This window comes from Chitinophaga sp. CF418 (assembly GCF_900142925.1).
In the GTDB taxonomy this organism is placed as follows: Bacteria; Bacteroidota; Bacteroidia; order Chitinophagales; family Chitinophagaceae; genus Chitinophaga.
Genome location: NZ_FRCN01000007.1, coordinates 141,515 through 162,927, shown reverse-complemented (window position 1 = coordinate 162,927; position 21,413 = coordinate 141,515). Strand labels below are relative to the sequence as shown.

The following is a 21,413-nucleotide window of genomic DNA, read 5'->3' as shown; positions in this document are numbered from 1 at the left end:
GGAAATTATAGCCTTTATCAATTGCTTCTGATAGCCACAACCGGATCCAGCTTGGATGCCAGGTAAGCCGGAATAAATCCTGCAATAACACCGACGATCGACGAGATGGATAGTCCTAAGATAACATTGCTTAAAGTGAGTGTGAATTCGAAGAAATCGAAGCTGTTAACAATTGCTGTGATGATGTATACGAAGAACAGCCCTAAGAATCCTCCCATGAGACAAAGGATGATGGATTCCAGCAGGAATTCCATAAGGATCACTTTCTTACGGGCGCCGATTGCTTTTTTTAATCCTATGATATTTGTACGCTCCTTTACGGTTACGAACATGATATTGGCAATTCCGAAACCACCTACCACCAGGGCGAAAAAGGCAATAAATCCTCCTCCAAGGTTCACCATACCGAACATCTTGTTAAGGTCCCCGCTTACCGCGGTGATCTCATTCAGGGAGAAATCGTCCTCTTCTTTGGGTCTTAAGCGGTGAACACTTCTCATTACCCCTCTAAGTTCATCCTTCAGTTGCAGCAGCGTAGCGCCCGGAGCTGCTTTCACAATAAGGAAAGGATCTGCAAAGCGGCGCTCGTCCACAATGGTACGGCCATACAGGTAAGGAACAACAACACTGTTATCGTAGTTAATACCGTCCACCAGGCTTGCTCCCTTCTTTTTAAGGGTGCCAATGATACGGCAGGGACGGCCGGAGATAGCAATCGTTTTTCCAAGGGCCTTTTCCGGACTACCGAACAGTCCTTCCCATATATTGGCCCCCAGGATGGCCACATTTGCGCCATTTTCATTTTCCTTGCCGGCAAAGAAACGACCGCTGACGAACTTCATGGCCTGAATTTTCTCATAGTCACCGCTTACCGCAAACAATTCGGTACCTTCCATGTAGTCGTCCTTATATTCCACCCGCTTGCCATTGGAGGAAAATGCAAAGGCAGACAAGCCTGCGCTATGAACTTTTTCCTTAATCGGACCCAATTCCTGGAATTTAGGCAGGGGACGGTTGACAAACTTCCACCAGGGGAAATCAGGACCGCCATCCCAGGGCCATTTCTGGATGTAGATCACGTCGCTTCCCAGGGATTCCACCTCGTTACGGACGTTCTTTTCCAGGCTGTTGGTAGCGGTCAACACGGCGATTATACAGAATATACCAATGGTAATACCCAGGAGGGATAAGAAGGTGCGGAGCTTATTGACCCGCAGCTCGAGGATAGCCATTCTAAGGCTATTCCACAAAATTTTGATCGTGGCAATCATAGATACATGTAAATTAATGATTAACCATGACAATTCCGTACCTTTGCACACATTTTTGGTTATAAAGTAATATGAAGTACGCAAGCGAGATCAATAAAAGGAAGACATTTGCCATTATCGCCCACCCGGACGCCGGTAAAACAACCCTTACTGAAAAGTTCCTCCTTTTTGGTGGCGCTATCCAGACGGCCGGTGCGGTAAAATCCAATAAGATCAAAAAACATACTACCTCCGACTTTATGGAGATAGAGCGGCAGCGTGGTATCTCCGTTGCTACTTCCGTAATGACTTTTGAGTACCGCGATATGCTGGTCAACCTCCTGGATACTCCCGGTCACAAGGACTTTGCTGAGGACACCTACCGTACCCTGACAGCGGTGGACAGCGTAGTACTCGTGATAGACTGTGTGAAAGGGGTGGAAGAACAGACCGGTAAACTGATGGATGTATGCCGCATGCGCGATACTCCCGTGATCATATTTGTGAACAAACTGGACCGTGATGGTAAAAATCCTTTTGACCTTCTCGACGAACTCGAAGAAAAACTGAATATACGCGTACGCCCCCTGAGCTGGCCCATCAACATGGGTAAAGACTTCAAGGGAGTATACAACTTGTACAACAAGAGTTTCGTATCATTTGCACCCAATAAAAAGGCTACTGACGATGATATCGTTCAGCTGAGTGACCTGAGCAGCAGTTATGTGGATCAGCATTTCAGTCCTCAGGACGCTGCCCAGCTGCGTAACGACGTGGAACTCATTGAGGGCGTATACGACACTTTTGACAATACAGACTACCTGGCGGGTAAAATGGCTCCTGTATTCTTCGGCAGTGCGGTAAACAACTTTGGTGTAAAAGACCTGCTGGATACCTTCGTCGAAATCGCTCCTGTTCCCCGCGACCGTGAATCCAGCACCCGTGAGGTAAAGGTAAGCGACGATAAATTCAGTGGTTTTATCTTCAAGATACATGCTAACCTGGATCCCCGTCACCGTGACCGTATCGCTTTCCTGCGTGTATGTTCCGGCCGTTTTGAACGTAATAAATTCTATAAACACGTACGCCTGGATAAAGACGTGCGTTTCAGCAACCCATACAGTTTCCTGGCCCGTGAAAAGAATATTGTGGATGATGCCTATCCAGGTGATGTGGTAGGTCTGTTCGATACCGGTAACTTCAAGATCGGCGATACTCTCACCGAAGGAGAAAAATTCTATTTCACCGGTATTCCCAGCTTTTCTCCGGAATTGTTTAAGGAGGTGGTGAATAAAGATCCGATGAAAACCAAGCAATTGGAAAAAGGATTACGCCAGCTGACAGATGAGGGTGTAGCCCAGCTGTTTACACAACACGGCGGTAACCGTAAGATCATTGGCTGCGTGGGAGATCTCCAGTTTGAAGTGATACAATACCGTCTGTTACAGGAGTACGGCGCTTCCTGCCAGTTCAATACCTTACCTTTCTATAAGGCCTGCTGGATCACAGGAGACAAACAGAAGATAGAAGAGTTCATCCGTTTCAAACAGGCCAATATTGTGGAAGATAAAGACGGGCATCTCGTATATCTGGCACAATCAGAATGGTACCTGAATACGGAACGCGCCAACAATCCGGATATCCAGTTTCACTTTACATCAGAAATTCATAAATAAAAAAGCCGCATCCTGTGATCAGGCGCGGCGTATTTTAGAATTGTACGACCAACTCAAATCGAAGTACAATTGCAGACTGTCCTTATGTATGTAAAACAATAACGCAAAGCTATATCAGCTTTGCGTTACTTATTTATACAATCGGGAATTTGATTTACGCAATTGGGAATTCAAATTGATCGAATATTGTCGTCACCGGTTGCACGTCACCCGGGGTTGCACCCCGCGCTACAAACACCTGGACTCCTGGCGGAGTCCTATTATGTTTTGTTAATGACGTTTGGTCACCCGGGGTTACACGTCACCCGGGGGTTACACGTCACCCGGGGGTTGCACGTCACCCGGGGTTGCACCCCGCTACAAACGCGGGACACCTACGCGGAGCCCTATTATGTTTTGTTAATGATGTTTGCCCTGGGGTTACAAACACGCAGCTAACAGAACGGACTACGCGACCTCTCTTTTTCCCCAGGTTTTCGATTTGATTCAATACTATCGCTTCGTGTATTGTAAGATGATCTCCCGGGTGGTCTTCTCTTCCTTGCCTTCAAAATGAGCATCCATGTGGCTCTCATCTTTCCAGCGGTATATTATCTTCTGAGGATAAGGGCTCTGCAGGTTTTCTGCTACAAATCCAATGGGTTTCAGTACACGTACCCTGAACCTAACTGGTTCCCCTGTTTGTTTATCTTTTACAGCTGCTATTGTAAAATAAATGGCAGCACTATCCCGGAACAAGAACATATCATCCAGTTTGGTACTGTCATTCCCCTCAATACGCATCGTTCTCCCCTTCCAGGTATTGTCGTCCACCCGTTTCCATTTCTCAGCATAAACACCCAGCCGGGTTTTCATTGTCCAATAACCTTCCATACGGTCGAGGTAATGAAAATCGGTCAGCTGTACCTGTGCGCTTGCCATATGGCAGGCGCACAGGAAACATATCAGTAAGAGGCTATTGCGGAACCACGGCTTCTTCTCCATACATCTGGGATTTATATTTATGGGATGGAGAAGCTATGAATGGGCCTATGTTCAGTGATTGCCATTTTTCATCTACTATTTTGATAGTGGCATCATCTGCAACGATAATATTGGGCCAGTCACGTTCAAAATTGTCCAGCAGGCGTGTCTTCAATGTTCCGTCCATACCGATGCCGGCGCCGGTTTTACCCGGATGCCCCGGTAATGGCGGACGCACCACGAAGCTATCACGACGCGGGTCCAGGTTATTGCAGAAACGCCACAATGCGGAAGCCAGGTCACTGACGTCCACGGTATGTTCAACGTATAGTACCATCTTCACGGCGGTCATTTCCGGCAGACTGTATAACTGCTCGTTCAGTTCTTTGATATGCAGAGGACGGGATTTCTGTACAGAGACGAGGATACAGGGGATATCTTCCTTCAACAGGGAATCATTGATACCTTTCACTTCCGGGAAACGTTTCAGGACTTCCTGTTTATTGAAGGCATAGTTGCTGGTGAGCTGTTCTTCATTACCTTCTATCTCTTCTTCATATTTGCGGGTACCATCAATACACATCTTACCGCCGAAGCCCATTTTAGAGCAGGAATGGTCCAGTACATCCATAGGCCCCTGGCTGAAATAAATATCTGTAGCGGGATTGAGGTGTTTGAACATGTAGCGGGCCAGCTCTTTATAGTCCTGTATATTCGTTCCTTCGTCAGCTACTGCCAGGATCTTGTTAAACATCATTTGTCCGGCGCCCCACATCGCATTCATTACTTTCTGCGCCTGTCCGGGATAGTCTTTTTTGATCTGTGCGATTACCAGGTTATGGAACACGCCTTCCACCGGCATTTCCATGTCGATGATCTCAGGTACCATGGTCATTTTGATCGGCGCCAGGAAAATCCTTTCGGTCGCCTTTCCGATCCAGGCATCTTCCTGCGGAGGAATACCTACTATCGTAGAAGGATAAACTGCGTCTTTACGGTGGGTGATAGCAGTCACATGGAAGCGTGGATACCAGTCGGCCAGTGAATAGTAACCGGTGTGATCTCCGAAGGGTCCTTCCCAGATCAGTTCTTCTTCCGGATCTACATAACCTTCTATCACAAAGTCTGCATCAGCAGGAACTTCTATTTCCGGCTGCGTGATACATCTCACGAGTTCCACTTTCTGTTTCCGCAGGAAGCCGGCCAGCATGTATTCATCCACATTCTCCGGCAGCGGAGCGGTAGCGGAATAGGTATATGCCGGGTCGCCTCCCAGGATTACTGCCACCGGCATACGTTTCTTCAGTTTTTTATATTCCATGAAGTGCTTGGCGGACACCTTATGCTTGTGCCAGTGCATGCCTGTCATGGTTTTATCGAATACCTGCATACGGTACATGCCCACGTTGCGGGTACCTGTATTCGGATCCTTTGTATGAATTACGGGAAGCGTGATGAATGGGCCTCCATCTTTCGGCCAACATTGCATTACCGGCAGTTTGGTCAGGTCGGGGTCTGCCATGATCACTTCCTGGCAAGCGCCTTTGCCGCTCACTACTTTAGGCATCCAGGAAGCGAACTGTCCCAGTTTGGGGAGCATTGCCAGCTTATCCAGCAGGCCTTCCTTAGGTTTTGACAATAATTTCACCAGTGCCTCGATCTCATTCGCCACGTCGTCCAGCTCATTTACTCCCAGCGCCATGCACATGCGTTTATAACTGCCCATGGAGTTGATCAGTACGGGAAAGTCGTATCCTGTATTTTCAAACAGCAGTGCTTTCCCTCCGTTGGGTGATTTGCTCACCCTGTCGGTGATCTCTGCTATTTCCAGCCTGGGATCCACATAAGTTTTGATCCTTATCAGCTCTCCTGCCTTTTCTAATGTATCTATAAAGTGTTTCAGGTGCTTATATGCCATATTTCTAATTGCGATAAATGCGAATGACGAATTACAATCGGTGCAAAGATACACACAATCATAATTCGTCATTCGTAATTCCGCTGGCCGGCTCAGACCGGAGGCTTTGTCCGGTGCCGGGAAACTTGCTTTCCCGGGCCACTGTTTTGCTTATCACCCGATTGGCTGCTTTCCTGCAGGAAACCGGCGCTGGCAAAAACGTATCTGATCACGGTTCCGGCGTATGGAATATTATCTTACAATCCGATCACAATAGGACCAGTAGCTATTACTACTTTGGGAGAGCGCTGGTATACTACTCTTGGACATGGAGGTGGTGGAGGGGCGGGCACATATACTACTGGTGCTGGTTCCACATAGACAACCGGAGCTGGTGCGGGGCGGCAGCTGTAGTAAGCGCCTCTGTAATCTCTGTTGCAATCATCCCAACGGCCATGATGTACTCTGTAGCTCCTTCCGCGATAGTCGTCGTCGTAATCACGATGATGACCATGACCTCTTTTTCCCTGAGCCTGTGCACTGAATATACCTCCCCCTATCAGCAGTAATAATAATACTATCTGTTTCATACTGTTGTCGTTTTGTTGTTGGAAAAAATAAAGATTGGAATAGTTCTCTTTGTTAAGAAATAATAATTTGTTGAATAAAGATGATGGTGTTCGCTTTGCTTTATTAAACGGTATTTTTTAATGTATAGTATGTGGTTTCGGTTCTGACAGTTGTTTTGTTCTGTCTGGTGAATAAAATTCAAGAAGCATGCCAAAAAATATTTTTATGTTTCAGGCAACAGGGTATTAAGTAGTTAGCTGAGTATTTTGCTCCGGCATCAAAACGAGCATCCAACTCAAAACAAAAAAGGAGCGACAGATAACCCATCGCTCCTTCTCATTATACATAATAAATTAAAACCTTGGACAGTTAGACACCTTCTGCTTTCTCCAGCGATTAGGTCCATACCCGCCACTACCGCCGCCAAAGCGATAGCTGAGCGTAAATCCGGTAAAGACATACCAGTCGTTATACTTGTCAGACCCACGCTGAGTGCCATCAGCCGGATAAGTACCTGGTGCAACATGTCCTCCGGTTACTTCATCACCCCGATAAGCAAAATCTACAGCTTTGGAACCGTGGGATCTTAATAAGGTATTCCTGTCAACATAAGTAAGGCTTACGTCATCCAGGTAGTCGGTAAACGTCTTACGAAGGCCGATTTCAAAACCTGCGATCCAGTTGTCAGTAAGTAATAGTTTGACACCGGCGCCAAATGGAATGGAGATCTGACGGAGATTATACTGTTTACGCGTAGGATATTGCGCCATTCCCTGCCCTTCCGTACTAAGGGGCCGCAGTTTAACAGTATTTCCCTGGGCATCTTTAGTGGTTGGATAAAAACTGAAAAGCGCTACACTTCCAAAGATATATGGCGTGATACGTTTCTCATCCAGATCCAGGAAGTTGAACTCCGCCCCCAGCTGTGCTTCGAAGATCGGGGAACGGAAACTGAGATTACGCCTCAGCAGCATGGTGTCGGTGTTGGTGCTATCAGCCCCGGCGATCCTGCCATAGGTCAATCCTGCCCTGAAGGTGAGATAACGGTTCACATCACGCTTCACAAAAGCACCGATGGAATACCGGGTATACTTCAGGTCCACCCGCTGTTGCACGAGATCACCGCTATAGTTGGAAGTACCAAGAAAACCTCCGGCCTGCCAGTATTGACTAAAGCCTTTGAATGGGGCACAGATCAATAAAACAACAACAACTCTCTTCCATACAGCACACGGCAGGCAATTCTTCAATAAAATTAGATTTGGCATCAATTAAGGGGATTGATTTAAAGATCGTGTTTATCACCGGAGAATATTCCGGAGTACTTCAGCAGGCATAAAGGGTAAACAGGGAAAGATTGCAATAATTGTACTAATAATAACTCTAACGTCGGAAATAGATAAAAATTGTTAAATATTCTCCAAAACGACGGCCGCAAATCTAACACTTTTCCTTTCTTCTACACAAAATGTACTCAATTAAACGTTTGTCATTAAAACGTTTTTTATTATCTACTACCAAAATCTTAAATTCGGTAGCAATCACTTAGCTAAATATCTAATATGTGAATTATTGATAAAGTATCGTAGCGCAGAGAAACGTTAGAAAAACCTTCGTAGACCATTTAACACCTCAAATTAGAATTAACTATGAATTTCAACCCTGCGGCCCATGAAATGGAGCTGATGGCAATTAAAGCACTCTGTTTCGCAGATGATCATATTTCTGAGTCGTTCGAGATGAAGGATGTTTCAGAATGGCTTGGGATCTCCTACTCTTACTTCTATCACAGTTTTACCACCGTGACAGGTGAACCTTACTGGCAGTACGTGAAGCGCCACCGTCTGGAATTATCAGCCGGCCTGCTCAGGCATAGCGGCTATAATATCAGCGAGATCGGCGACCGTACCGGTTATGCTACCGTTGCGGCCTATACTAAGGCTTTCACCCAGTATTTCAACAGGAGTCCCCGTAGTTTCAGGAAGATCGACATCCTGCCAAACGAAAAGCGTACCCTCGAAATGGTAGATGTGATTGTACAGGCCTTCGACAAAAAGGGGCATTCCATCACCCCTTTGTTCAGTTTCGAAATGACCGAGACAGATCAGCTGCCTGACAGCACACTGTTCTATTCCCTGTTATCCCGTGGGCAGGATCCGATTGCCCAGATGATTATGAAAATGACCCGGGAAGAACAGCGGATGCGCAATATTATCGCGGCCCTGAACCTGTCCGGTGCAAAGATCATCACCAGCACACTGGATTCTGTGCCTGTAACGGACTATGAAAAAATGAGCATGTATGCCGGTATCCTCATCCCAAATAAGGATATTACCCCACTGTTCATGCAAACGGTGATTGCCGAGAGACTCATGGCCAAACGCATCCCGGGAGGACATTATATTACGTTGCCCGTGCCAACGGATTTTGCGACAGCAGGTATTCCGATGTATGAGTTCATAGACAGATACGTGAAAGAAGGTGTGTTTAAGATGAGCGGTACCCACTTTTTTATATCACTGCTGGCCCCTAATTCCTGCGTAATCTATATTCCACATCTCAGACAGTTGTTGTAAATCCCTTTCTCCTTTTCCCTCTTTAAAATATATATTTGAGGGAAATAAGACTGTCCATGAACGAAGTGAAGCTGCCATTCAACGCCAGGCTGGCATGTACCCTACTATGTATTATACTGGTTATTTATATTGCCCGTGTGGGTCATACATTGATCATTCCTCTTGCTTTTGCCACGCTGGTAGCTATTATGCTGCTGCCTATTGCCAGTCAGCTGGAGAAGTGGCGTTTTTCACGGGGAGCCGCCGCCTTTACCGTTGTCATGCTTTTTGTGGCCGCGCTGGTGGGTGTGTTGATGTTACTGGGCACACAAATGGGTGCTTTTGTGGCAGATTTCCCGCATCTGCAGAAGCAGTTACTAGACCAGTTGAATTCGTTACAATCATGGATAAACGTCAGATTCCATATTGATTCCACGCAGCAGATGGATTACCTGGAACAGATGGCGATGGGTACACTGGGCTCTGCTACCTCGTTTATCAGCAGTACCCTTCTTTCGCTGTCCTCACTCCTGATTTTCATCGTCTTTGTACTGTTATATTCTTTCTTTCTCCTGCTTTACCGTTCCCTCATCATTACTTTTCTCATAAAGCTGTTCAGGGGAAAACACCGCGATAAGCTCCTCAATGTGGTAGTGCAAACCCGGTACATCATCAAAGGGTATGTAACCGGTTTGATGATAGAAACGATTGTCGTGGCCATTGTAAACTGTACCATGTTCTGGATACTGGGCATCAAATACGCTCCCCTACTGGGTATCATGGCCGCCCTGTTCAATCTTATTCCGTACCTGGGTATCTATATTGCTACTGTCATTTGTATGATACTGACGCTGACCAACAGTTCGCTGGCAACCACTATACAGGTGGGCGGCGGTCTGCTGATAGTGCACTTCCTGGATAGTAATATCCTCCTGCCCCGCATTATGGGATCCAAAGTGAAGATCAATGCCCTGGTTACCATCCTGGGGGTAGTGCTCGGTAACCTCATCTGGGGTGTTCCCGGCATGTTCCTCGCTATTCCATTTATCGCCATCCTGAAGATCATTTTCGAACATATAGAATATATGGAGCCCTGGGCTATTCTGCTGGGCGACGTAACAATGAAAGGAAAAAAGAAACCGGCGCTCCCAAAAGGACCTGAGCCCGGCCCTGTCAGTGAATAAACCGTAAAGATGGAAATACCCACGCTTACGACCGGCAACATCAGTCTGCGGGCCATAGATGAAAAAGATATTGCCGCGCTATTCAGCCTGTTCTCTCAGGAGAAAGTGGTGCGCTTTATGGACATTGAACGTTTTGTCAATGTCTCAGAAGCGGTACAACTTATCGCGTTCTTCCGCGATAAACTAGCCCGTGGTGAAGGTATGCGCTGGGCCATAACCCTCAATGGGCATAATGAGCTGATCGGTACCTGTGGCTTTCATCACATAAACAGGACGCATTATAAAATGGAAATGGGATATGATCTGTTACCCTCCTACTGGGGCAAGGGTATTATGACCAACTGTATACACCGCCTCATGCAATACGGATTTGAGGACTTACAGATAAACAGGATCGAGGCGTTCGTCGATCCTGCCAATACCCATTCCCGTCAACTGCTCGAAAGACTGGGATTTGAACAGGAAGGAAAGGTAAGACAGGCGTTCTTTCAGAAGGGGAAGTTCGTGGATGCGTTTATTTATAGCCTGCTGCAGAGAGATTACAGGTATGATATGCAATTTTGAGTATTCTAATTATTATCATGATAAAAAGAAGATAAGATACTATATAAATCAACCCCATAATAATATAATTTCTTACAATATCTAACTGAGTATTATCTTCGCGCTTCCTTATACCTAATCTATTTTTATGCAGATCCACAGCACGCTGATGGCATTGCTATGCCTATCATTTTCATTATCTGTTCAGGCACAAACAGATTCATCAACCACTAAGCACATTTCTTTCAAATCTAAAAAAGCCGTCAATTTTACCAAACTGGAGCTGGTGTATCAGAAAGAAACTGTGAGCTACACCGGCGCAAGTTACAGCTCTTCAGGCTACCGCCTTTCAGGTGCAAATCCTTCTCTACCGGGTTACCAGGCACCAACCTCCTCTTCAATTAAGGTACCTTATATCCGCGTTAATGGCGGAGAACTTAAACGGTTGGACAAACGTGCCAATATGCTCAGACCCTATTATACAAAAGCGCCACTAGCAAACGAACAGCTAACACTGATGAACCAACAGCGTAGACGCGGAGCGGTTCAGGGCTGGACGTTGGTGGGCATTGGCACTGTTGCTACAGCAGTTGGATTGTATTCCGCAGTCACCAAAAGCGATGATGAAGATTCAAACTATTCAACATCTCTTTTGCAAGGCATCATACGTATAGTGCCCGGCCTGGCCGTTGCATATGCCGGCTTCGCTCTTAGCCACTATCACAGCGAAAAGGCAAAAAAGCACCTGGAGCAATCTCTGGAGATCTATAACAAGCAGTATTATAAACCGATAAAAGCTGACAGTACGGTGAGTAAGGCCATTAATGCCGACAGTGCTGCGTTAGTACCTGTTAATCAGTAATTAATATTCAAATGAAAAGAACTTTACAACTCATTATTTTACTACTTTCATTTCAACAGTGCGCATCCGCACAATTTAAGATATTAGCCGAAGGTCCCGCCTTCAATGAACCTGAAGAAGGATTTGGCAGATTATTATTGCTAAAAAACGGTGGTACCGTACTGACGCATATTCACCGCGAACAGAAAGAAGGCATTGAAGTACAGATCTACAATAAGGAACACGTACAAACGGCCATAAAACATATCCAGGCGCGACCTGGCGGAAATTATGATCACGAATCCGTCAACGGTATCTTCGAAATCAATGGAGACCTGACCGTGCTCATTACAGCAGTAATAGAAAAGAAACCCACTCTCTTCCGTATGATCATTAACGCCACTACCGGCGAACTGACAAAAATGGAAAAGATCGCTGATGCAGGAAAACAGCAAATTACGAAGTACCATCCACTGCGTAACCCGTTCCTGGTCCGCAAAGACCCATTGAACGATTATTATGCCGTGGCCATTTCTCACGACAAAGACGAAACCTGGAGTGATGCGCAGATCGAAGTAATACTCTATAATAACCGGCATGAGGAGATCAGCAGGGCGAGTTATACAGCCGCTGATAATAAATACAGCATGTTGCAACTGCATGACCTCGTAGTCTATAACGGGGGAACTGTCGGTCTCCTTGGCTACGGAGATTACCATAACGATGCGACAAATCACAGGGAAGGTCATCTCGTACTGATGAAACTTGAAAAAAATGAGCATACATTAACGCTCACAGAACCTGATATCATGAAAGGCCACCAGATCGATGGGGGTATTATCCGCCATAATCCTGTTACGGGAAAATTGATCGTGCTGGGTTCTGCATTAATGGATGAGGAGCTCGAAACGCGAAAAAAAGGCAGAGAAAAACAGGAAAATAAGCAATACATGGCCTTCGCAGCATTTGCCAATCCTACTACTATGAACATTGAAAAGACATTCGATGTCTCTCCCACAGAAGCTAGCGAAAGAAGTGAAAAGCTTTATTATAAAGACCACGGCCACCCTTATTTCGGTATGCCTCAAAACCTGTTCCTCAATGCTGATGGTGGATTTTCGATAGTATATGAACTACTGGCATCTTCTGTGGTTACGTATAACACCCTGCCACAGCAGGAAGAAGTACATACAGTAATCCTCAGCGATGTTGCTGTATCAACATTTAACAGGGATGGCGTCATGAAAACGTCTGCGCTTATTCCCAAAGACCAGGTCTTAAGTCCCTCCTGGCTGGAACCTTTTTATCATTCCCGGAGGGATTATACCGGCAATCAGCTGTTTGAAGGCCAACAGTTCAAATCGTTCTGTTATCTCAACGCCGGCAATAAAAACTATATACTCCTGAACGATACAGAACGTAATATCGACGAACTGAAGTCTGGTAAAAAAATCACTATTATGGGAGTAAGCAAATGTGACGCCTTTTATTACCTGGCAGATGGCAAGAATTCCTTACCCGACCGCCAGTATCTATTTGAAAACGGAAAAAAGAGCTACAAACTTGCTGCTTTTACAATTTCAGATTACGATCAGACGAATAATATATATGTCACCATGCAGGTCGAGATAGCAAAAGGCGGGAAAAATACAAAGATCATCTGGTTACAGCCCTAAGAGGCACTACATAACAAGCAGGAGGCCGCTTATATTCAAAGCCGGCCTCCTGTTTATTTTATCCCCTCTTTATTACCTGTTTTTATTACGTTTGTAACTACTAACCTTCATTACAACATAATGACTTACAGGAACGCAACACTGGAAGACCTGCCAGAAATCGTCGCTATTTACAACACAACTATTGCGGGCCGTATGGTAACCGCTGATACTGAGCCCGTTACCGTTGAAAGCCGTATTCACTGGTTCAATGTACATTCTCCCGAAAAACGTCCTTTATGGATGGTTGAAGACAATGGCGTTACCGTAGGATGGGCCAGTTTCCAATCCTTCTATGGCCGGCCTGCGTATGACGGAACATGCGAGATCAGCATTTATCTACATGAGGACCAGCGTGGCAAAGGGTATGGCAAGACCATCCTTCGTCATGCGATGGAACAATGTCCGTCCATCGGGGTGCATACCTTGTTGGGATTCATCTTTGCACACAATCTTCCGAGTCTGCGTTTATTCGAACAACTGGGATTTAAGGAATGGGCGCACCTGCCAAACATTGCCGTATTGGATGGCGTGGAAAGAAGTCTGAATATTCTCGGCAAAAGGATTGACTAATACACTTTAATTATGTGGTGGTTATATGCTTTACTCTCTGCTTTATTCGCTTCTCTGACGGCTATCTTCGCCAAAATCGGGGTGTCGGGAGTCAATTCCGACCTGGCAACGGCCATCCGGACGATCATCATATTGATCATGGCCTGGGGCATCGTATTTTTCCGGGGCGAGGGTAAAGGCCTCCAACATCTCTCAAAGTTCAGCCTGATCTTCCTGATCTTATCAGGAATGGCTACCGGTCTGTCCTGGATCTTTTACTTCAAGGCATTGCAGATGGGTAAAGTATCGCAAGTAGCGCCGGTCGACAAACTGAGTGTTGCACTGACTATTGTATTATCCGTCGCATTCCTGCATGAAGCGCTGACTATCAAAACAGCGATCGGTGCTTTACTGATCATTTCAGGGACGCTGGTATTGATCCTGTAACAGTTGACGAGGTCAATCACCCATAGCAAGCGGTAGAGCATGCTTCATCTATCTGCATAATAAAATGCTGATTATAAGTTAATTGCAGATAGTTGACACAATCAAAAATTCAATTCTTCATAACAATCCGTAGTGTGTATGTATTACCGCTACGGATTTTTTCCTTCAGGAGATCCAGCCTGGTTAGCCCTCTATGCACCTCCATATACCGATTGCCTGGGCCTGTCATCACCCAAAAGATATCCATGTTATAAATACTCCCCAAAATGCGCCTTCCCTGTCTCTTCCTTTCCTCTGTGTACGACGATCTTCCGTTCTGATTTCTATATTTCCATATCGCTTAACCGTCGTCTGGATATCACTTTGCCGTCATTTCTATATCGATTCGATATAGAGATGTCGGTAAAATGATATGGAAGTGACGGTAAAGCGATATAGAAGTACTGAAGTCATATCAATACCAGAGCGGGTTAAGACAGGAAAAAGGGGCATTTTTCGGTTAGGAACGAAATGTTCTCTATCAATGGGGTCCTTTTAGCGTATCGTTCGTTGGAATCCAGCCGGCCGGGGACGAGTAGTGTTTCGCGCTAAGTAGCCCGGTTTCAGTATGGGATGGCGGTCGGCGCCTCTCTGGATGACTATTAAGCATCATCAATCGAATAAGATTTTGAATAAGGATTGAACTGCACCAGTCGTATCACCCGAGAGCCGAAGGCCCGCCATTCCCATCTGAAACCGTTGCTACTTATGCTCTCCCTGCGATAATATATCACGTCCTCCTATTTCTGGCAACAATTCGGTTCTTTGCGGTTTGAGGAGTTGAAGCGGACTGCTTTGTAGGATGAGTTTTGAACAACAGAGGCTGTAAGTGTTGGCCTACCTTTGCCACCATATTATTAAATGTAACTGCTCTGGCTAGTGGTGTTATTTATTGATATAAAAAGAATTGGAGAAGGCTTGGGAATAGGTTTTAGTCAGAAGATCAGGTTCACTATAGAATTGATTATCAATTCTATAAAGATATAATCTCGAATTTTTCTTTTTCATTAAGTGTTGGGGTTCATTAATAAAAGCGCGGAAAATCTTCGATAAGACCCAGGGGAAACGCCATGCATAAAACCAGCTTCTTTCTAACCTTTGAGACAGATTCTTCCGTCCCGGGACACCCATTTCCGTCCCCCCGGGATGCCCCCGAACGACAAACACACAGCATCTGATGGAGCCAAATGCAGCGAATGGTCCCGGATTGTTAATACGCCTTTACCATGTCTTTACTATGTCTTTACAGTGTCTTTACCATGCCTTTACCATGTCTTTACCATGTCTTTACCATGCCTTTGATGTGGACTTAAAGTACTGGAAGGATACCTTTATCATACCTCTAGTACAGAAATACGGTCTTGATAAGGAGGACCCAGATATTATCGTAGGGAGAGCGTAAGTAGCAGCGGTTTCAGATGGGAATGGCGGGCCTTCGGCTCTCGGGTGACACGACAGATGCTGTTCAATCCATATTCCAACCCCTATTCGATTGACAACGCTCAATAGCTTTCCAGAGAGGCGCCGACCGACATCCCATACTGAAACCGAGCTACTTTGCGTGAAAAAAAAATCTTATTCGCTTTAACAACGCTCAGTGTAACAAAAAAAGAGGCGCATCTAATAAGACGCGCCTCTTTAAATATATTCACTTACCACCCTTTATTTACTGGTTATCAACTCTTTAACCTTCTTTATCTCATACACACAACGCCTATCTCCCGCAATAATATGATCAACCCGCTTCACCTCTACATCATCCCCCATAATAGCCTGAAAAGTCTTCAATTCTGAAGTACAGATATTCGCGCACTGCGTAGCAGCACAGCAAATCGGGCAGTGGTTCTCTATAAAGATGAAACTATCTTCTTCTTCCCGCCATTCAGCCAGGTAGCCTTCGGAGGTCCGAAAGCTTGCAAATTGCGCCAGTCTTTCTGCCAGCCCGGTAGTACCAGATAGCGCGTTCATATATTTCTCCTGCTGTTGGAATTCACGGGCAGCTACGACCCTTTCGAGTGCAGCTTCTCCCAATTCCTTGCGGATGGTTTCTATTAATTGCAGCGTCAGCTCCACATGCGTATCGGGAAAGTGAGCGTGGCCCAGCGGTGTAAGATCCCAGATTTGAACAGGCCGGCCTACTCCTCTGGATGTTGTAGCCGACACCACAAGCCCTTCCTCTGCCAGCTTCAGCAGCTGCAGGCGGGCGCCTTCTCCTGTCATACGTAATGCGGCTGCCAGCATAGCGGCCGATTGAGGCCCCTTCGTCTTCAGTAACTGCAGAAATTTGTCGGCAGTTGCTTTTGTGATGGGTCTATAATTTTCCAAGTTATTACTTGTTTTATTCTCAAATGTCGTAATTTTGTAGGAGTTAAAAAAATTTGTTGCCAGAACAACAGCTTAAAACAGAAGAATAATAAATGAACGTATTGATCTTCAACGGCACAATGGACAGTAGCCCCTATACCACTGCAAACCAGTTAACGGGCTATTTCGAGGAACAGTTCCGGCAAAAGGGATTTTCTACGGAAGTGTTCAGCCCTGTTGACGGCCATATTCCGTTCTTTGCATATCCTAAGGGTGACATGCCCGACTCCGTTAAACATATGTGTGATGTATTCCTGAAAGCGGATGTACACGTATGGCTTACACCTCTTTATCACGGGAGCATGACTGGTGTCATGAAGAATACACTGGACTGGCTGGAGATGACCAGCAAGCTCAGTAATCCTTATTTAACGGGAAAGGTTGTAGCTTTGGTATGCTGGGGAGACGGTTCCCAGGCCATGCAGGGGATCAACGCAATGGATTCGGTAGCCAAAGCCCTCAGGGCATGGGTATTGCCCTTTTCAGTGCCAATTATGAAAGAGCATTTATATGATGCTGAAACTAAAACGTTTACAACATCATATAAACATAAATTCGACAGGATGATCTCTCTGCTGGGAGACTCCAGGATCGGGGACAAAAAGCCGGTGACAAAAACTACCGGAAATCACTAATCCAGACAGGATTGGAAGACTCCGGTGACAAACACCAGCAATTTCCTGCCAACAGATCAGGATCGCACAAAAAGGAGTAACAATAAGCTGGAACTCCCTGAGCGACAGGCAGGATTGGAAGAAAACCGGTGACAATCACAGAAACTCGCCGGTCAATAATAACTACTAAGGTGAAATCTGTATAAAAGGAAGCAATTATGATAACAGTATCAGAAAAAGCAGGCGAATATATAAAGGAGCTTATGGTTAAGGAGAATCATGTTCCCGGTACCTTCGTACGCGTTGGCGTAAAAGGCGGCGGTTGCTCAGGACTGGAATATGTGTTGAAATTTGAAGCGGACAGCCAACAGGATGGAGACCAGACTTTCGAAGATAAAGGTGTAAAGATCGTGGTGCAGATGAAGAGCCTCCTGTACCTATATGGCACTGAGCTGGACTATTCAGATGGTCTCAATGGTAAAGGGCTTTACTTTAACAATCCTAATGCTACCCGTACCTGTAGCTGTGGGGAAAGCTTCGCGGTATAATCTCTTATTACCCCGGACTTCTGCATTACTTAATTAACTCGGAAAATGAGAAACAGCAACGAAATAATAGATGATATAGCCAACCGGGAATATGAGTTTGGCTTTACTACCGACATCGAGATGGATATGGCGCCGGTGGGTCTGAATGAAGACACCATCCGCTTTATCTCTGCTAAAAAGGAAGAACCACAATGGATGCTGGAGTGGCGTCTGAAAGGCTTCCAGGCCTTTAAAAAGATGCAGTTCCCTAAATGGCAGCACTTTGAAATGCCTGAACTGGACCTTCAGAAGCTTTCTTACTATGCCGCACCTAAGAAAAAGAAACAACTCAACAGCCTGGATGAAGTAGATCCTGAGCTGCTGGCTACTTTCGAAAAGCTGGGTATTCCTATCAACGAACAGAAAGCACTGGCCGGCGTTGCTGTAGACGTTGTTTTTGACAGCGTTTCCGTTGCCACTACTTTCAAGGAAAAATTAAACGAACTGGGCATCATCTTCTGCTCATTCGGTGAAGCAGTAAGGACCCATCCCGACCTGGTAAAGAAATATCTGGGTACCGTAGTACCTCATTCCGATAACATATTTGCCGCCCTGAATGCTGCGGTATTCTCAGACGGCTCTTTCGTATACATTCCGAAAGGCGTGCGCTGCCCTATGGAACTGAGCACCTACTTCCGAATCAATGCGGAAAATACCGGCCAGTTCGAGCGTACCCTGATCATTGCCGACGACAACGCTTATGTTAGCTATCTGGAAGGCTGTACAGCTCCCAAGCGTGATGAGAACCAGCTGCACGCAGCAGTGGTGGAACTGATCGCGATGGACCATGCAGAGATCAAATACTCTACCGTACAGAACTGGTATCCGGGCGATAAAGACGGTAACGGCGGTATCTACAACTTCGTGACCAAACGTGGTATCTGCAAAGGAAACAGCAGCAAGATCTCCTGGACACAGGTAGAAACCGGTTCTGCTATCACTTGGAAATATCCAAGCGTGATTCTGCAGGGCGACGATGCTGAGGGCGAATTCTATTCAGTAGCGGTAACCCGTAACAAACAGATCGCTGACACCGGTACCAAGATGTACCACCTTGGCCGTAACACCCGCAGCCGTATCATTTCAAAAGGTATTTCTGCAGGTCATAGTGATAATACTTACCGTGGTCTTGTACAGGTAGGTCCACGTGCCGCCAACGCACGTAACTTCACCCAGTGCGATTCCCTGCTGATAGGCGATCGCTGCGGTGCACATACCTTCCCTTACATTGAATCCAGGAACAGTACTGCTACAGTAGAACACGAAGCAACTACTTCCAAGATCGGTGAAGACCAGATCTTCTATCTGAACCAGCGTGGTATAGATACAGAAAAAGCAGTAGCACTGATCGTAAATGGTTATGCACAGGAAGTGCTGAACCAGCTCCCGATGGAGTTTGCGGTGGAAGCTCGTAAACTGCTTTCTATCACACTGGAAGGAAGCGTAGGATAATAAAATAATTTACAAAGCAAAAACAACAGAGAAACATACAATCATGCTGACGATCAAAAATCTGCACGCAGAAGTAGACGGTAAACAAATCCTGAAAGGCATCAACCTGGAAATCAGGAAAGGAGAAATGCATGCTATCATGGGCCCTAACGGTTCAGGAAAAAGCTCACTGTCTTCTGTGTTGGCGGGTCGTGAAAATTATACTGTAACACAAGGTGAAGTGATCTTCGAAGGGAAAAATCTGCTGGATATGGCTCCCGAAGACCGTGCACGTGAAGGCCTCTTCATGGCGTTCCAGTATCCCGTTGAAATTCCGGGTGTATCCAACCTGCATTTCCTCAAGACTGCATTAAACGAGATCAGGGCTTACCACAATCTGCCTGCGCTGGAATCCAAAGAGTTCCTGAAGCTGACCAAAGAAAAACAGCAGCTGGTAGATTTTAACGCCAACCTGATGAACCGTTCTCTGAACGAAGGTTTCTCCGGCGGTGAGAAAAAGAGGAATGAAGTGTTCCAGCTGGCAATGCTCGATCCGAAATTAGCTATCCTGGATGAAACAGATTCCGGCCTCGATATTGACGCCCTCCGCATTGTAGCTGCCGGCGTGAATAAGCTGCGCAGTGCAGATAAGGCTTTTATGGTTATTACCCACTACCAGCGCTTGCTGGAATACATCGTGCCTGATTTCGTGCACGTGCTGTACAATGGTCAGATCGTTAAGACTGGCACCAAAGAACTGGCACTGGAACTGGAAGAAAAAGGCTACGACTGGCTGAAAGAAGAGGTACACCAGAAAGAATCTGTATAACGCAAAAAGAACCATGACGAGCGATAAATCATTTTACGAATTTATATCCAATGGGGTACCTGGTCCCGAGCAGAAAGTAGACGCGGACAACGCTATTCTTCCTGCCCGCAAGCTGGCATTCAGCCGCTTCAAGGAACTGGGTCTGCCTACGATTAAAACTGAAGAGTGGCGCTATACCAATATTCAGCGTTATCTCAAAGACGCCTTTACCCTGGCACAGGAAGAACAAGGTACTGTAACGGCAGAACAACTGAAATCTGCCAGTATCCCCCAGCTGGACAGCTACCGTGCTGTGCTGGTGAACGGACGTCTGCAGGCCGACCTCTCTACCCTGCCTTCCGGTGGTAAAGTTACTGTCTCCAAGCTGAGCGATGCAGCCGGCAACGCACAGCTGCAGGCATGGTTTGATAAACATCCGCACCTGCAGTCACAGCCTTTCGCTGCCCTGAACGCGGCCCTCTTTGCTGATGGCCTGTTCATCGAAGCAGGTATGAACGCCAGCCTGGATAAACCTTTACATATTATTCATGTGTATACTGCTTCCGCAAACGCATTCATTCAGCCCCGCCACCTGGTGGTACTGCATAAGAGCGCGACCCTGGAAGTAATTGAAAGTGTTGTTGGTATCAGTGATAATGCGATCGCTTTCGTAAATGGTGTAACAGAAATAGTGCTGGAAGAAAATGCTGAACTCTGGCATTATAATATCCAGAACACCGTTAAGAACAGCCGTCATATTCACCATACTTCTGCTACCCAGAAGGCCGACAGCCGCTATCATCATTTTAACTTTACACTGCCATCTGCAGAACTGACCCGTAATAACCTCAGCGTTGCGCTGACAGGCAGTAATACGGAAACCAATCTGCACGGGCTCTACCTGGCTACCGGCACCCAGCACGTGGACAACCACACTTTTGTGGACCATCTGGTTGCTAACTGTAACAGTAATGAGCTGTACAAGGGTGTACTGCTGGACGACGCCAATGGCGTATTCACCGGCAGGATCCATGTAAACCAGGATGCGCAGAAAACAAACGCTTTCCAGCAGAACAACAACCTGCTGATGAGCGAAAAGGCGAACATCAATTCACAGCCTCAGCTGGAAATCTATGCGGATGATGTGAAATGTAGCCATGGCTTCACCGTAGGACGCTTCAGTGAAGAAGCATTGTTCTATCTGCGCTCCCGTGGTATTGGTGCAGAAGCCGCTAAATCACTGCTGGTAAATGCTTTCGCATTTGATATTACCGACCAGGTACATATACCGGCTTTACAGGATTTCCTCGCAGAAAAGATTCGCCAGTATGTAGCCGGCGCTATCAATAACTAATTCGATCAGAAATTCCGATCTTT

19 protein-coding genes are annotated in these 21,413 nt (G+C 46.1%); 13 read left to right on the top strand and 6 right to left on the bottom strand.

Annotation, left to right across the window (positions count from 1 at the left end; translation table 11 throughout):
• Positions 1 to 17: 17 nt before the first annotated feature.
• Positions 18 to 1,232, bottom strand: coding sequence for an ABC transporter permease (locus F3I09_RS16760; protein ID WP_188133840.1), 1,215 nt, complete (start codon positions 1,230 to 1,232; stop codon positions 18 to 20).
• A gap of 110 nt (positions 1,233 to 1,342) precedes the next feature.
• Here F3I09_RS16760 and F3I09_RS16755 point away from each other — a divergent pair, with 110 nt between their 5' ends.
• Positions 1,343 to 2,926, top strand: a complete 1,584-nt coding sequence (locus tag F3I09_RS16755; protein ID WP_149696187.1) for a peptide chain release factor 3 — start codon at positions 1,343 to 1,345, stop codon at positions 2,924 to 2,926.
• Positions 2,927 to 3,418: 492 nt separating this feature from the next.
• Here F3I09_RS16755 and F3I09_RS16750 read toward each other — a convergent pair whose 3' ends face one another.
• The 4 genes from F3I09_RS16750 to F3I09_RS16735 form a co-directional block, all read right to left on the bottom strand.
• Positions 3,419 to 3,910: a hypothetical protein gene (locus F3I09_RS16750; RefSeq protein ID WP_149696186.1), complete on the bottom strand. Its 492-nt coding sequence runs from the start codon at positions 3,908 to 3,910 to the stop codon at positions 3,419 to 3,421.
• Positions 3,882 to 5,807: a menaquinone biosynthesis decarboxylase gene (locus F3I09_RS16745; RefSeq protein ID WP_149696185.1), complete on the bottom strand. Its 1,926-nt coding sequence runs from the start codon at positions 5,805 to 5,807 to the stop codon at positions 3,882 to 3,884. Before F3I09_RS16745 ends, F3I09_RS16750 begins: the two co-directional genes overlap by 29 nt.
• 236 nt (positions 5,808 to 6,043) lie before the next feature.
• Positions 6,044 to 6,376, bottom strand: a complete 333-nt coding sequence (locus tag F3I09_RS16740; protein WP_149696184.1) for a hypothetical protein — start codon at positions 6,374 to 6,376, stop codon at positions 6,044 to 6,046.
• Between the two features lie 333 nt (positions 6,377 to 6,709).
• Positions 6,710 to 7,624, bottom strand: a complete 915-nt coding sequence (locus F3I09_RS16735; protein WP_149696183.1) for a DUF6089 family protein — start codon at positions 7,622 to 7,624, stop codon at positions 6,710 to 6,712.
• Positions 7,625 to 8,005: 381 nt separating this feature from the next.
• On the opposite strand from F3I09_RS16735, the gene F3I09_RS16730 reads away from it, so the two are divergent.
• The 7 genes from F3I09_RS16730 to F3I09_RS16700 all read left to right on the top strand — a co-directional run bounded on the left by F3I09_RS16730 (position 8,006) and on the right by F3I09_RS16700 (position 14,193).
• Entirely contained in the window at positions 8,006 to 8,932 is a 927-nt protein-coding gene (locus tag F3I09_RS16730; RefSeq protein WP_149696182.1) for a helix-turn-helix transcriptional regulator, read from the top strand.
• Between the two features lie 35 nt (positions 8,933 to 8,967).
• Positions 8,968 to 10,095 (top strand): AI-2E family transporter, encoded by a 1,128-nt coding sequence (locus F3I09_RS16725; RefSeq protein ID WP_149696181.1) that lies wholly within the window; start codon positions 8,968 to 8,970, stop codon positions 10,093 to 10,095.
• A 9-nt stretch (positions 10,096 to 10,104) separates the two neighbouring features.
• Positions 10,105 to 10,659, top strand: a complete 555-nt coding sequence (locus F3I09_RS16720; protein ID WP_149696180.1) for a GNAT family N-acetyltransferase — start codon at positions 10,105 to 10,107, stop codon at positions 10,657 to 10,659.
• A gap of 127 nt (positions 10,660 to 10,786) precedes the next feature.
• A complete protein-coding gene (locus F3I09_RS16715) occupies positions 10,787 to 11,500 on the top strand; it encodes a hypothetical protein (protein ID WP_149696179.1) in 714 nt (237 codons plus the stop codon).
• Positions 11,501 to 11,511: 11 nt separating this feature from the next.
• A complete protein-coding gene (locus F3I09_RS16710; protein WP_149696178.1) occupies positions 11,512 to 13,155 on the top strand; it encodes a hypothetical protein in 1,644 nt (547 codons plus the stop codon).
• A gap of 120 nt (positions 13,156 to 13,275) precedes the next feature.
• Positions 13,276 to 13,767 carry a GNAT family N-acetyltransferase gene (locus tag F3I09_RS16705; protein WP_149696177.1) on the top strand — a complete coding sequence of 164 codons (492 nt, stop codon included), beginning with the start codon at positions 13,276 to 13,278 and terminating at the stop codon, positions 13,765 to 13,767.
• 12 nt (positions 13,768 to 13,779) lie between these two features.
• Entirely contained in the window at positions 13,780 to 14,193 is a 414-nt protein-coding gene (locus tag F3I09_RS16700) for an EamA family transporter (protein WP_149696176.1), read from the top strand.
• 1,701 nt (positions 14,194 to 15,894) lie between these two features.
• Here the strand turns inward: F3I09_RS16700 and F3I09_RS16695 are convergent.
• A complete protein-coding gene (locus tag F3I09_RS16695; RefSeq protein ID WP_149696175.1) occupies positions 15,895 to 16,557 on the bottom strand; it encodes a metalloregulator ArsR/SmtB family transcription factor in 663 nt (220 codons plus the stop codon).
• Between the two features lie 92 nt (positions 16,558 to 16,649).
• Here F3I09_RS16695 and F3I09_RS16690 point away from each other — a divergent pair, with 92 nt between their 5' ends.
• The 5 genes from F3I09_RS16690 (at position 16,650) to sufD (ending at position 21,390) form a co-directional block, all read left to right on the top strand.
• Positions 16,650 to 17,231 (top strand): NADPH-dependent FMN reductase, encoded by a 582-nt coding sequence (locus F3I09_RS16690; RefSeq protein ID WP_149696174.1) that lies wholly within the window; start codon positions 16,650 to 16,652, stop codon positions 17,229 to 17,231.
• A 197-nt stretch (positions 17,232 to 17,428) separates the two neighbouring features.
• Positions 17,429 to 17,758, top strand: a complete 330-nt coding sequence (locus F3I09_RS16685; RefSeq protein WP_149696173.1) for an iron-sulfur cluster assembly accessory protein — start codon at positions 17,429 to 17,431, stop codon at positions 17,756 to 17,758.
• Between the two features lie 45 nt (positions 17,759 to 17,803).
• Positions 17,804 to 19,249, top strand: a complete 1,446-nt coding sequence (sufB, locus tag F3I09_RS16680; protein ID WP_149696172.1) for a Fe-S cluster assembly protein SufB — start codon at positions 17,804 to 17,806, stop codon at positions 19,247 to 19,249.
• 43 nt (positions 19,250 to 19,292) lie between these two features.
• Complete coding sequence (gene sufC, locus F3I09_RS16675) at positions 19,293 to 20,057, top strand: Fe-S cluster assembly ATPase SufC (RefSeq protein ID WP_149696171.1); 765 nt, start codon at positions 19,293 to 19,295, stop codon at positions 20,055 to 20,057.
• A gap of 13 nt (positions 20,058 to 20,070) precedes the next feature.
• Complete coding sequence (gene sufD, locus F3I09_RS16670) at positions 20,071 to 21,390, top strand: Fe-S cluster assembly protein SufD (protein WP_149696170.1); 1,320 nt, start codon at positions 20,071 to 20,073, stop codon at positions 21,388 to 21,390.
• The last annotated feature ends 23 nt before the right edge of the window (positions 21,391 to 21,413 follow it).

Bases quoted from the DNA above. Each gene is read 5' to 3' on its own strand.
- F3I09_RS16760 (WP_188133840.1), bottom strand. From the start codon at position 1,232: ATGGCTATCCTCGAGCTGCGGGTCAATAAGCTCCGCACCTTCTTATCC.
- F3I09_RS16755 (WP_149696187.1), top strand. From the start codon at position 1,343: ATGAAGTACGCAAGCGAGATCAATAAAAGGAAGACATTTGCCATTATC.
- F3I09_RS16750 (WP_149696186.1), bottom strand. From the start codon at position 3,910: ATGGAGAAGAAGCCGTGGTTCCGCAATAGCCTCTTACTGATATGTTTC.
- F3I09_RS16745 (WP_149696185.1), bottom strand. From the start codon at position 5,807: ATGGCATATAAGCACCTGAAACACTTTATAGATACATTAGAAAAGGCA.
- F3I09_RS16740 (WP_149696184.1), bottom strand. From the start codon at position 6,376: ATGAAACAGATAGTATTATTATTACTGCTGATAGGGGGAGGTATATTC.
- F3I09_RS16735 (WP_149696183.1), bottom strand. From the start codon at position 7,624: ATGCCAAATCTAATTTTATTGAAGAATTGCCTGCCGTGTGCTGTATGG.
- F3I09_RS16730 (WP_149696182.1), top strand. From the start codon at position 8,006: ATGAATTTCAACCCTGCGGCCCATGAAATGGAGCTGATGGCAATTAAA.
- F3I09_RS16720 (WP_149696180.1), top strand. From the start codon at position 10,105: ATGGAAATACCCACGCTTACGACCGGCAACATCAGTCTGCGGGCCATA.
- F3I09_RS16715 (WP_149696179.1), top strand. From the start codon at position 10,787: ATGCAGATCCACAGCACGCTGATGGCATTGCTATGCCTATCATTTTCA.
- F3I09_RS16710 (WP_149696178.1), top strand. From the start codon at position 11,512: ATGAAAAGAACTTTACAACTCATTATTTTACTACTTTCATTTCAACAG.
- F3I09_RS16705 (WP_149696177.1), top strand. From the start codon at position 13,276: ATGACTTACAGGAACGCAACACTGGAAGACCTGCCAGAAATCGTCGCT.
- F3I09_RS16700 (WP_149696176.1), top strand. From the start codon at position 13,780: ATGTGGTGGTTATATGCTTTACTCTCTGCTTTATTCGCTTCTCTGACG.
- F3I09_RS16690 (WP_149696174.1), top strand. From the start codon at position 16,650: ATGAACGTATTGATCTTCAACGGCACAATGGACAGTAGCCCCTATACC.
- F3I09_RS16685 (WP_149696173.1), top strand. From the start codon at position 17,429: ATGATAACAGTATCAGAAAAAGCAGGCGAATATATAAAGGAGCTTATG.
- sufB (WP_149696172.1), top strand. From the start codon at position 17,804: ATGAGAAACAGCAACGAAATAATAGATGATATAGCCAACCGGGAATAT.
- sufC (WP_149696171.1), top strand. From the start codon at position 19,293: ATGCTGACGATCAAAAATCTGCACGCAGAAGTAGACGGTAAACAAATC.
- sufD (WP_149696170.1), top strand. From the start codon at position 20,071: ATGACGAGCGATAAATCATTTTACGAATTTATATCCAATGGGGTACCT.